Source organism: Mesorhizobium sp. (genome assembly GCF_004962925.1).
Taxonomy (GTDB): Bacteria; Pseudomonadota; Alphaproteobacteria; order Rhizobiales; family Rhizobiaceae; genus Mesorhizobium.
Genome location: NZ_SUEO01000032.1, coordinates 1 through 10,301 on the forward strand (window position 1 = coordinate 1; position 10,301 = coordinate 10,301).

General features: G+C 63.0%; 11 protein-coding genes. 2 read left to right on the forward strand and 9 right to left on the reverse strand.

Annotation, left to right across the window (positions count from 1 at the left end; genetic code table 11):
* Positions 1 to 819: TIM44-like domain-containing protein (locus tag E5W87_RS09655; protein ID WP_292396471.1), on the reverse strand; the 819-nt coding region annotated here is incomplete at its 3' end.
* Between the two features lie 183 nt (positions 820 to 1,002).
* On the opposite strand from E5W87_RS09655, the gene E5W87_RS09660 reads away from it, so the two are divergent.
* A complete protein-coding gene (locus tag E5W87_RS09660) occupies positions 1,003 to 1,905 on the forward strand; it encodes an alpha/beta hydrolase (RefSeq protein WP_292396473.1) in 903 nt (300 codons plus the stop codon).
* 112 nt (positions 1,906 to 2,017) lie between these two features.
* Positions 2,018 to 2,341, forward strand: a complete 324-nt coding sequence (locus E5W87_RS09665; RefSeq protein WP_292396424.1) for a hypothetical protein — start codon at positions 2,018 to 2,020, stop codon at positions 2,339 to 2,341.
* A 21-nt stretch (positions 2,342 to 2,362) separates the two neighbouring features.
* Here E5W87_RS09665 and recQ read toward each other — a convergent pair whose 3' ends face one another.
* The 8 genes from recQ to E5W87_RS09705 form a co-directional block, all read right to left on the reverse strand.
* The gene (gene recQ, locus E5W87_RS09670) at positions 2,363 to 4,201 is read right to left on the reverse strand and encodes a DNA helicase RecQ (RefSeq protein ID WP_292396426.1); all 1,839 of its coding nucleotides are present in this window, start codon (positions 4,199 to 4,201) and stop codon (positions 2,363 to 2,365) included.
* A 449-nt stretch (positions 4,202 to 4,650) separates the two neighbouring features.
* Positions 4,651 to 4,989, reverse strand: a complete 339-nt coding sequence (locus tag E5W87_RS09675) for a cupin domain-containing protein (RefSeq protein ID WP_126035635.1) — start codon at positions 4,987 to 4,989, stop codon at positions 4,651 to 4,653.
* 13 nt (positions 4,990 to 5,002) lie between these two features.
* Entirely contained in the window at positions 5,003 to 5,770 is a 768-nt protein-coding gene (gene kduD, locus E5W87_RS09680; RefSeq protein ID WP_292396430.1) for a 2-dehydro-3-deoxy-D-gluconate 5-dehydrogenase KduD, read from the reverse strand.
* The gene (gene kduI, locus E5W87_RS09685) at positions 5,767 to 6,624 is read right to left on the reverse strand and encodes a 5-dehydro-4-deoxy-D-glucuronate isomerase (protein WP_292396432.1); all 858 of its coding nucleotides are present in this window, start codon (positions 6,622 to 6,624) and stop codon (positions 5,767 to 5,769) included. Before kduI ends, kduD begins: the two co-directional genes overlap by 4 nt.
* Positions 6,625 to 6,651: 27 nt before the next feature.
* Positions 6,652 to 7,428 carry a FadR/GntR family transcriptional regulator gene (locus E5W87_RS09690; RefSeq protein ID WP_292396434.1) on the reverse strand — a complete coding sequence of 259 codons (777 nt, stop codon included), beginning with the start codon at positions 7,426 to 7,428 and terminating at the stop codon, positions 6,652 to 6,654.
* Between the two features lie 9 nt (positions 7,429 to 7,437).
* On the reverse strand, positions 7,438 to 8,718 hold the full coding sequence (locus E5W87_RS09695) for a TRAP transporter large permease (RefSeq protein WP_292396437.1): 1,281 nt from the start codon (positions 8,716 to 8,718) through the stop codon (positions 7,438 to 7,440).
* A 4-nt stretch (positions 8,719 to 8,722) separates the two neighbouring features.
* Complete coding sequence (locus E5W87_RS09700) at positions 8,723 to 9,250, reverse strand: TRAP transporter small permease (RefSeq protein WP_292396475.1); 528 nt, start codon at positions 9,248 to 9,250, stop codon at positions 8,723 to 8,725.
* 103 nt (positions 9,251 to 9,353) lie between these two features.
* Entirely contained in the window at positions 9,354 to 10,298 is a 945-nt protein-coding gene (locus tag E5W87_RS09705; protein ID WP_292396478.1) for a TRAP transporter substrate-binding protein, read from the reverse strand.
* Positions 10,299 to 10,301: the final 3 nt, after the last annotated feature.

A 10,301-nucleotide genomic window follows, 5' to 3' on the forward strand; every position in this document is an offset into this window, starting at 1 on the left:
CGCGTAGTCGCGATCGTCTTCCCGCCAGCTCTCCGCAACATCGGCCTCCAACAGGCTGACGTCAGACACGTCGTTCCTGATGCCCTTTTTGGCATTGTCGGCAAGTTCTTCGGACAGGTAGGACACCATCTCGGGGGTCGCCAGCCGGCGCAAGCCAGCATGGTCTTCGCGCCCGAAGGCTTCCTGAACCTCCGTCAACCGTTGCTGGAAGGTGTCGAGGTCGGCCGGCGTCATCGTAATTTCATCGGTGGCTGGAGCCGTCCGGCCAAATCCAGACCCGATGCCTGGAATAGGGAAAGATGAGACGTTGTCCGCCTCGGGCCGGGCTGCCGCGTTTCGCCCAAAGTTGCCCATGCTCCGCGGGACACCGGCCATGGCAGGCCCCTGGTTGCGTGCCGATTGCGACCGGAAAAAGCGGATGGCCAACATGATCGCGCCGCCGATCAGCAGACCCTGAAGCAGCAGGCCCAACATGCCAGCCAAGCCGCCGAACCCTTGGCCCAAAAGAAGTCCGATCAGGCCGCCGAGCAGCAGGCCGCGCATCATCGAACCGCCGAGGCCGTTGAAGAAGCTTGGTCGTTGGGATGCCGGCGTCTGGCGGGCCGCATTGTTCGTTGCGGTATTGGGCGTCATCGAGCGCTCGACCGGCGCGGCCGGCTGCGGCGCCGTCCTGGTCGGCGGGACCGACTGGAAAGTGCGCATGCCGCGGCTGCCGAAGCTGCCGCCACGGCGCGCCTCGGCGTAATCGGCCGTGACCATGGAAAATGCCAGGAACAGTCCTGCAAACAAAACTGCAAACCGGCTCGAACGCGAAATCATCATAGTAAATCCCTAAGCGACACTCTTGCCGCTCATATGGGGTGCGCCGATCGAAATATCAGTGACCCGCACCAGCCATTGAGGAGAATTCCGTGACCGCCTCCCCTCCAGGCACGGCAGCTGACCGTGATCCTTCTGCAACGTTGTGCGTTGTTGCCTGAGGCACGCCGAGGGAGACGAACGTTGTTTGCAGGTTTCAGAGCTACCAGTTTGCAACTGGACGACACGACCATTTTCGCAAGGGTCGGCGGAACGGGTCCGCCGCTGCTGCTTCTTCATGGTTTTCCCGAAACGCATCTGATGTGGAGGGATGTCGCCACAGCATTGGCGTCCCGCTTTACGGTGATCGCCGCCGATCTTCGAGGCTATGGGCAAAGCGGGTGCCCGGTGTCCTCCGCCGATCATAGCCCATACGCCAAACGCGCCATGGCCGGCGATATGGTTCAGGTCATGAAGCAGCTGGGATTTGAGCAATTCATGGTTGCCGGACATGATCGTGGCGGGCGGGTCGCCTATCGCCTGGCACTCGACCATCCCGATCAAATCTCCAAAGTCGCGGTCCTCGATGTCATCCCCACCGCCGCCGCGTGGGATAGGGCGGACGCCAGGCTGGCTCTCGGTTTCTGGCCCTGGAGCCTTCTTGCGCAACCGGAGCCTCTGCCGGAGCGACTGATAGGCGCTGCGCCCGATGCCATCGTCGACAATGCGATTGTGCAGTGGGGGTCGCCGGCAGAAATGTTCTCGGCGGAGGTCAGGGATGCCTATGTCGATGCGCTTCGCGATGCCGTTCATGTTCATGCGATATGCGAAGAGTATCGGGCCGCTGCCACGATCGATCGTGAACATGACGCGGCGGATCAGGCAAATGGTCGTCGCATTGAGTGTCCGCTCCTGGCACTGTGGAGCAGCGAAGGCGGCCTGGAGAACTGGTATGCGGAGGAAGGCGGACCGCTGGCTATTTGGCGCAAATGGGCCGACAGCGTTGAAGGAAGCCCTGTCCCGGGCGGGCACTTCTTTCCAGAAGAGCATCCTCACCAGACCGCCGCGGCTCTCTCGAAATTCTTCGAGGATAATAGAGGGGAATGACGCGTCGAACAGAGTATTGTAGAGGTCTCATGCTTCCGTTACGCAGAGCCTCGGGAACGCTCCGCGGCCCCTCTGATTCGCCCGTTCGGCGTCAAACCTGCTTGATAAAAAAATGAAGGCGATCACTACAGCCACACCCCTGATATGCAGCTTCGTATTTTTCGGAGGTTGCTCATCGCCGTTCCACGCATCCTTTGATACCGCGAAATACGACAAGATGAGCTGTATCGAACTCAACGTGGCCATGGGCGAAGTCGCCAAGGAGATGTCGGCGACAGCGATCACTCGGGGCAAAGTCGCGAAAACCAACATTCCGGGCTGGCTATGGGGAGCTCGGCGTGTCGCCTCTACCGTCACTGCCCGCCAGAGCGCGAGAATCGAGCGCTTGCGGCAGCAGGAGGCTGCGATCGCAGCGGTGAGACGAAGCAAATGCTAAGTGCGGCGCTGGCGTGGGTCGTCAGCCCGACACCCCGGATTGATGCGCAGCGATTGCGCTCAGAAAAATCTGGCCGAACTCCCTGAGCTTCGCGGCGCCGACGCCGTTGACTGCGGCGAAGGCGTCCAGGTCGCGCGGGCAGCGCTCGGCCATATCGATCAGTGTACGATCGGAGAAGATCACGAAGGCCGGCACCTGGCGCTCCCGGGCAAGACGCAGCCGTACCGCCTTGAGCGTGGCCAACAGCGCGGAATCCAGCCCTTCCGTGCCCGCGGCAGCATCGGGACGTGTCTTGCCGCGCAATGCGCGGTTCCGCACCTCGACGCGATACCGGAACGGGACATCGCCACGGGCCAGCTCACGGCCCTTTTCGGCGATGGCAAGGCCGCCATGGCCGCTTGAATCCAATGTCAGAAACCCTCCCGCGACGAGCTGGCGGATGAGCGACAGCCACACATCCTTCTTGTGCGCCACACCGGTCCCGAAGCTGGCAAGCCTGTGGTGGTTCCTGGCCAGGACCTTCTCGGTTTCATGGCCGAGCAGAACATCGACGACATGGGCAGCACCAAAGCGCTCGCCGGTCTGGGCGATGGCCGCGAGGATGATCCGTGCCTCCGCCTCGCCATCCGCATGCGGCGTCTGGTCAAGGCAATTGTCGCAATTGCCGCAAGGCATTGCCGTTTCGCCGAAGTAGCCAAGCAGGATCTGGCGGCGGCACTGGGCCGTCTCGCAATAGCCGATCAGCGTATCGAGGCGGCTATGCGCACGCCTTTTGTGCTCCGCCGGTGCGTCCTCGTCTTCGATGAAAAGCCGCCGCATGCGGATATCGCCGAGACCGAACAGCATATGTGCCTCGGCAGCCCGCCCGTCGCGGCCCGCGCGCCCGATTTCCTGATAGTAGGCTTCGAGGCTGCCCGGCAGATCGGTATGGAAGACATAGGCGACGTCAGGCTTGTCGATCCCCATGCCGAAGGCGATGGTCGCGACCATCACGACGCCGGACAAGGTCATGAAGCTGTTCTGGTTGGCCTCACGCGCCTCTTTGCTCATGCCGGCATGATAGGCCAGGGCGCGCACGCCGTTCTTCTCGAGGAACGCCGCCATCTCCTCGGTCTTCTTGCGCGACAGGCAATAGACGATCCCGCTGCGGCCGGCATGACGCTGCACGAAACCCAGCAATTGGCGCTTGCTGTCCTGCTTAGGCTCGGTGCCAAGCTTGATGTTCGGCCGGTCGAAACCCAGCACCAGGGTCTCGACGCGCCCGGCGAACAGCTGTGCGGCGATGTCGGTGCGCGTCGCCTCGTCCGCCGTCGCCGTCAGCGCAATGATCGGCACATCAGGGAAAATGTCGCGCAGCCGCGACAACTCTTCATATTCGCGCCGGAACGCCGGACCCCATTGGGAGATGCAATGCGCCTCGTCGACGGCGATCAGCCGGATATCGAGCCTGGCGAGCGCCTCGAGCATCCGCGTCGTCATGAGCCGCTCCGGCGCAAGATAGAGCAGGCGCGTTTGGCCCGCCGCAACGCGGCGCCATGCGGCGACATTGGCATCGCGGTCGAGCGACGAATTGATCGTGTCGGCGGCCACGCCGGCAAGACGCAATGCAGCGACCTGGTCCTGCATCAGCGCCACCAGCGGCGAAACGACAATGGTGAGCCCGCCCAGGACCAGCGCCGGGACCTGATAGCAGAGCGATTTTCCGGCGCCGGTCGGCATCACAGCCAGCACATGGCGCCCGGCCAGCAGCACCTCCGTCACAGCGTCCTGGCCGGGACGAAAATCATCGAAGCCGAACACGTCCTTCAAGACGCGCCGCTTGGGATCCTCCGCCCGGACGCTCGCCGCAGATACCTGCATCAAGGAATTTCTACGATCGGCGCTGCCCGGAAAGGCAGGGTCGGAACGGTCAGAAGCAGCGGTGGCATGACCTGCCAAAGCTCCCCGGCGAATCTCCGGGTGACTGCCATGACCGCGGTTTCGAACACTTGATCCCCCCTCAAATCCTGTCTCCGTCGGCGCCGTCTGAAAGAATACCTCCCTCATTGGCGGATATGGGATCGTGATTCCAGCCCCTATTCGCTTTGGCTGTGAATATCGCGTCGAGTCTGGCCGGTTAATCCTATCTTCATCATAATTCGGCAGGTTCAGGTTCTGCGGTGATGTTTTGAGTACCGCGGCGCCACAAGCGCCCAGGCAACACGCCCGCGTCTCTCCGGAGGCGCGGGCTTTTCGTTTGCGGGATATGCTCAAACAGGCGGTCCTGCCCCTCGGCCGGACACACCGCGATGACCTGCGTTCGCGCGCTTTCAGTCGATAAAATCGGCGCGGTGCGGCGTAAAGCTGTCGACCAGGCGGCCGGCCTCGAGCGCCTTGACGCCATGAACCAGGTTGGAAGGGACAATGAAGCTGCTGCCCGCTTCCAGGATCTCGGTCCTGCCGTCGATGGTGACCTCGAAGCGGCCTTCGGCGACGTAGCTTGCCTGGACATGCGGGTGCGAATGCAGCGCACCGACACCGCCCTTGTCGAAACCGAACTCGACCATCATCAGTTCGTCCGTGTGCAGCAGCACGCGCCTGCGATTGCCGTCCGGGGTCGGCGTCCATGCGCCCTCGCCGGCGTGCGAAAAGATCTTCGTTCCGGTCATCGCCAAATCCTCCTCATCGCGCCAGCCAGCCGCCGTCCACCGGCACCACCGCGCCATGCATGTAGTTTGACGCCGGCGCCAGCAGGAAGACAGCCGCGTCGCCGATGTCTTCCGGACCGCCCCAGCGCCCGGCCGGAATGCGCGCCAGAATGGCGGCGCTGCGGTCTGGATCGGCACGCAGCGCCTCGGTGTTGTTGGTTTCGATATAGCCGGGCGCAATGCCGTTGACGTTGATGCCTTTCGACGCCCATTCGCAGGCGAGCAATCGGGTGATGCCGAGCACGCCGTGTTTCGAGGCGGTATAGGAGGCGACGCGGATGCCGCCCTGGAAGCTCAGCATCGACGCGATGTTGACGATCTTGCCGCGCCGCCCCGGATTGGCAAGCACGCGCTTGGCGAAGCTCTGGCTGAGGAAAAAGACCGTCTTCAGATTGACATCCATGACGTCGTCCCAATCGACTTGCGTCAGATCGACGGCGTCGGCGCGCCGGATGATGCCGGCATTGTTGACCAGCCCATCGAGCGGCCCGGTTTCGTCCCAGAGGCGATCGAGCATCGCCTGGGCGGCGGCATGATCGGCAAGATCACAGCGCACCGCCTCGAAACGTCCATTCACCGCCGCGACCTTTTCCGCGGTCTCATCCAGCGCCGAACGGCCGACGCCGACCACAGCACCACCGGCGCGCGCGATCGACAAGGCGATACCTTGGCCGATGCCGGTGTTGGCGCCGGTGACGAGGATACGCTTGCCGGCCAGGCTGAAAGCGGAAAGGTCGCTCACCGCAGCTCGTCCATCGCTACCGGATCGACATCGGTATAGTCGACATTGTCGCCGGCCATCGCCCAGATGAAGGCATAGTTGGACGTGCCGGCGCCCGAATGGATCGACCATCCCGGCGACAGCACCGCTTCTTCATTGCGCATGACGAGATGGCGGGTCTCGTCCGGTTCGCCCATGAAATGGAACACGCGCGCCGCCTCCGGCAGGTCGAAATAGAGATAGGCTTCCATGCGCCGGTCATGCACATGGCATGGCATGGTGTTCCAGACCGAGCCTGACGCAAGCTGGGTCATGCCGACGACCAGCTGGCAGGTTTTGACGCCTCCAGCATGGATGAACTGGAAGATCGAGCGCTCATTGCAGGTCGCCTGGCTGCCGAGATCGAGCCGCTTGGCATCGCCGATGCGGATCAGCTGGCTGGGATGGCTCTGATGCGCCGGCGCACTGAGCAGATAGAACTTGGCCGGCTCGGCTGGATTGACTGAGGCGAACGACACCTCTTTGGCGCCCATGCCGAGATACAGCATGTCACGCGGCTGCAACTCGTAGGATTGGCCGCCAGCTTTCACAATGCCGGCGCCGCCGATGTTGACCGCGATCAGTTCGCGGCGATCGAGAAAGTTCTTGGTCCCGGTCGGCTTGATCGCCTCCAGTGGCAGCGGCGTGCCCGCGGGCATGGCGCCGCCGACGATCATGCGGTCGTAATGCGTGTAGGTCAGGCCGATGCGGCCTAATTGGAACAGGCCTTCGATCAGGAAATTGTGACGGAGCTCGTCCGTCCCCATCGCCGCGGCGGTAACAGGGTCGATGGCGAAGCGCGAGGTGAAATCCGTGTGATTGTCAGTGTGATTCATTGCTGTCCCATTGGGCTGCCTCGTTGGTCATTCGGTTGCCGCGGCCTTGACCGACTCGGCATAAAAACTTTGACGTGCGTGCAGGCGCTCACGATAGCGCTGCTGGCTCGCGGTGAGATGCGCGCGCATGGCTTCGCGCGCGGACTCGGCATCGCCTGATATGATCGCGTTCAGGATCACCAGATGCTCGCCTTGCAGTCCGCGCTGGTAGACGTCGGATTGGGCGAGCTCGGTGGACCAGGGTGACGTCACGTCGCAAGGAATGGCGCGCCGGCCGAGCACGTCGAGCATCTCGACATAGAACGGATTGTTGGTGGCGCTGGCGATCGCGCGGTGGAAGGCAAGGTCGGCAGGACCCGTCGGCTCGCTGTTCAAGAGCAGCCTCTCGAACTCGAAGAACGCCTCCTGGATCGCAGCTTCCTGTGCGGCATTGCGACGGATAGCGGCGAGCCCGGCGGATTCGATCTCGATCGCCAGACGCACTTCGAGCACGTTGAGCGCGATCGAATCCTTGCTGCCCATGTCCGCGGCCAGCGCGCCGAACATCGTCGATATATGCTCGGTGACGAAGACCCCGGCGCCCTGGCGCGGCTCGACCAGACCGTCGGCGGCAAGCTTGGCCAGCGCTTCACGGACGACTGTGCGGCTGACCCCGAAGGTTTCGGTCAGCTGGCCCTCGGTCGGCAGCTTTTGGCCTGGCTGGATCTCGCCCGCCTGCAACTGCTTGCGGATTGCCGCGACCACGGTTTCAGACAGTTTGGGCTTGCGTTCGACCCTCAGGCTGATCGCCGTATCCGATGCCATTGCCAACCCCTATTTGAAGACGCTCGGCAGCCATAGCGAGATGGCCGGAATGTAGGTGACGAGCCCCAGCACCACGAGGCCTGCCCCATAGAACGGCCAGATCGAGCGCATCGCTTCCCAGACGGATATTTTGCCCACTGCGCAGGCCACGAACTGCACTGCGCCCACCGGCGGCGTGTTCAGCCCGATGCCGAAGTTGAGGATCATGATGACGCCGAAATGCACCGGATCGACGCCGTAAGCCTGTGCCACGGGCAGGAAGATCGGCGTGCAGATGATGATCGTCGGCCCCATGTCCATGAAGGTGCCGAGGAACAGCATCAAGATGTTGAGCAGCAGAAGCACGACGAGCGGATCTTCCGAGATCGCATTCATCGAGACTATGAGCGCTGCCGGCACTTTCAGGAAGGCCATCAACCACGAGAACGCCGCCGCCATGCCGATGATGAGCAGCACCATGGCCGTGGTGCGCACGGCGCCATGGGTGGCATGAACGAAACCCTCCCAAGTCATCTGCCGGTAAACAAAGACCGTCACGAGCAGCGCGTAGATGACGGCAATGCAGGAACTCTCGGTGGCCGTGAAAATACCCGATCGTACGCCGCCGAAGATGATCGCGATCAGCAGCAGGCCGGGCACCGCGACAGCGAAGAGATGCGCGACGGCAGCGAAGCCCGGAAACGGCTCGGTCGGATAGCCGCGGGAGCGCGCCACGAGATAAGCGGTGATCATCAGAGCTAGGGCCAATAGCAGGCCCGGGATGACACCGGCCGTGAACAGGTCGGCGATGGAGATCTTTCCGCCTGCCGAGATCGAGTAGATGATCATGTTGTGCGACGGCGGCAGGAGCAGCGCGATCAGCGCCGCCATCGAGGTGACGTTGACAGCGTAATCCGCTCCATATCCACGCGCCTTCATCTGCGGGATCATCAAGCCGCCTACCGCCGCCGCCTCTGCCACCGCGGAGCCCGAAATGCCGCCGAACAGTGTAGCGGTCGCAATGTTGACCTGCCCGAGGCCGCCACGCATATGGCCGACGAGCGAGCCGGCGAAGGCAACAATCTTGCTGGCGATGCCGCCGCGCACCATCAAGTCGCCGGCGTAGATGAAAAAGGGAATGGCCAGCAGCGAAAAGACGCTCATGCCGGAATTCAGGCGCTGGAACACGATGAGCGGCGGCAGGCCCATGTAGAGGACGGTGGCCAAGCTTGCGACGCCGAGGCAGAAGGCGATCGGCGTGCCGATGAGCATCAGAACGGTGAAGACGCCGAAGAGTATCCAGAGTTCCATCGCGTCAGACCTTCACGTTCGCTGTGTCGAGTTCGGCGGCGACTTCCGCCGGCGGCAGTTCATCGAGTGCATCGTCGATCGGCGCACCGGAGAGACGAAGCACGATGCGCTCCAGCGTGAAGAGCACGATGAGCGCGCCTCCCGCGACAAGCGGGACGTAGTCCCAGCCCCCCGATATGCCGAGCGACGGCAAGGTGGCGCCCCAGGTCAAGGCGACCAGCTGGCTGCCATACCAGATCATACCGATGCCGAAGACGAGCGCGACGAGGTCCGAGATCATTCTCAGCCAGCGCTTGCCGCCTTTCGGCAGCACGTAGAGCAGGACGTCGAAGCCGAGGTGATAGTTCTCGCGCACCCCGACGGCCGCGCCGAGGAAAATGAACCAGCTCATCAGCATCACCGAGCCTTGCTCGGTCCAGCTCGGCGAGCGGTTCAGAACATAGCGGCCGAACACCTGCCAGGCGACGAAGGCGGTCATCAGCACCAGCCCGATGCCGGCGATCCACAGCGCCGCCGTGCTGACGCGTGACATCACGCGCGCGACGCCGGACAGGGGCGATTTCTGTTCTGGACTGGAGGTCACGGGTTCTCTCCGCAAGAGGATGGCGGCGCGGAATGCCCGCGCCGCCGTTTGATCACTGCGTGGCCTTGATGGCCTCGACCATGGCCTTCAGCTTGTCGTCCTTGACGTGCTTCTCGTAGACCGGACCCATCGCGTCGATGAAGGGCTGCTTGTCCGGCGTCGTAATCTGCGAACCGGCCGCCTCGACCTTGGCACGAGATTCCTTGACCTTGGCGGCCCACAACTCACGCTGCTTGGCGACGCTTTCCTTGGCCGCCGCCTTGAAGATCGCCTGGTCTTCCGGCGTCAGCTTGTCCCAGCTCGACTTCGCCATGACGAAGGCTTCCGGCACCATTGTGTGCTCGTCGAGCGAATAGAACTTGGCGACTTCCGCATGTTTGGCGGTGTCGTAGCTGGGAAAATTGTTCTCCGCGCCGTCGATAACCCCGGTCTCGATCGCCGAATACACCTCGCCATACGGCATCGGCGTCGCGTTGGCCCCGAGTGCCGCCACCATGTCGACGAAGATGTCGGACTGGATGACGCGGAACTTCATGCCGGCCAGATCGGCTACATTGTTGATCGGCTTCTTCGAATTGTAGAAGGAGCGCGCGCCGCCGTCATAGAAGGCAAGCAGCACCAGCCCGACCTGTTCGAACGCCGTCGCGATCTGGTCGCCGACCGCTCCGTCCATGACCTTGTGCATATGATCTTCCGAGCGGAAGATGTAGGGCAGCGAGGGCACGGTGGTTTCGGGGATGAGCCCGTTGAACGGCGCCATCGAGACGCGGTTGAGGTCGATCACGCCGGAGCGGACCTGCTCGATCGTGTCCTTTTCCTCGCCGAGCTGCGCGGAATGATAAAGCTCGACCGTATAGCGGCCGGCTGTCCGCTCCTTCACAAGTTCGCCGAAATATTTGACCGCCTCGACCGTCGGATAGCCGTCCGGGTGCGTGTCGGACGAGCGCAGAACCGTCTGGGCGCTTGCCGTTGCGGCCATCAGTGCGGCGGCAAGCAGCGT

Excerpts from the sequence above, each read along its gene's own strand:
- E5W87_RS09695 (WP_292396437.1), bottom strand. The coding sequence starts at position 8,718 with ATGGAACTCTGGATACTCTTCGGCGTCTTCACCGTTCTGATGCTCATC.
- E5W87_RS09700 (WP_292396475.1), bottom strand. The coding sequence starts at position 9,250 with ATGTCACGCGTCAGCACGGCGGCGCTGTGGATCGCCGGCATCGGGCTG.
- recQ (WP_292396426.1), bottom strand. The coding sequence starts at position 4,201 with ATGCAGGTATCTGCGGCGAGCGTCCGGGCGGAGGATCCCAAGCGGCGC.
- E5W87_RS09690 (WP_292396434.1), bottom strand. The coding sequence starts at position 7,428 with ATGGCATCGGATACGGCGATCAGCCTGAGGGTCGAACGCAAGCCCAAA.
- E5W87_RS09675 (WP_126035635.1), bottom strand. The coding sequence starts at position 4,989 with ATGACCGGAACGAAGATCTTTTCGCACGCCGGCGAGGGCGCATGGACG.
- E5W87_RS09665 (WP_292396424.1), top strand. The coding sequence starts at position 2,018 with ATGAAGGCGATCACTACAGCCACACCCCTGATATGCAGCTTCGTATTT.
- kduI (WP_292396432.1), bottom strand. The coding sequence starts at position 6,624 with ATGAATCACACTGACAATCACACGGATTTCACCTCGCGCTTCGCCATC.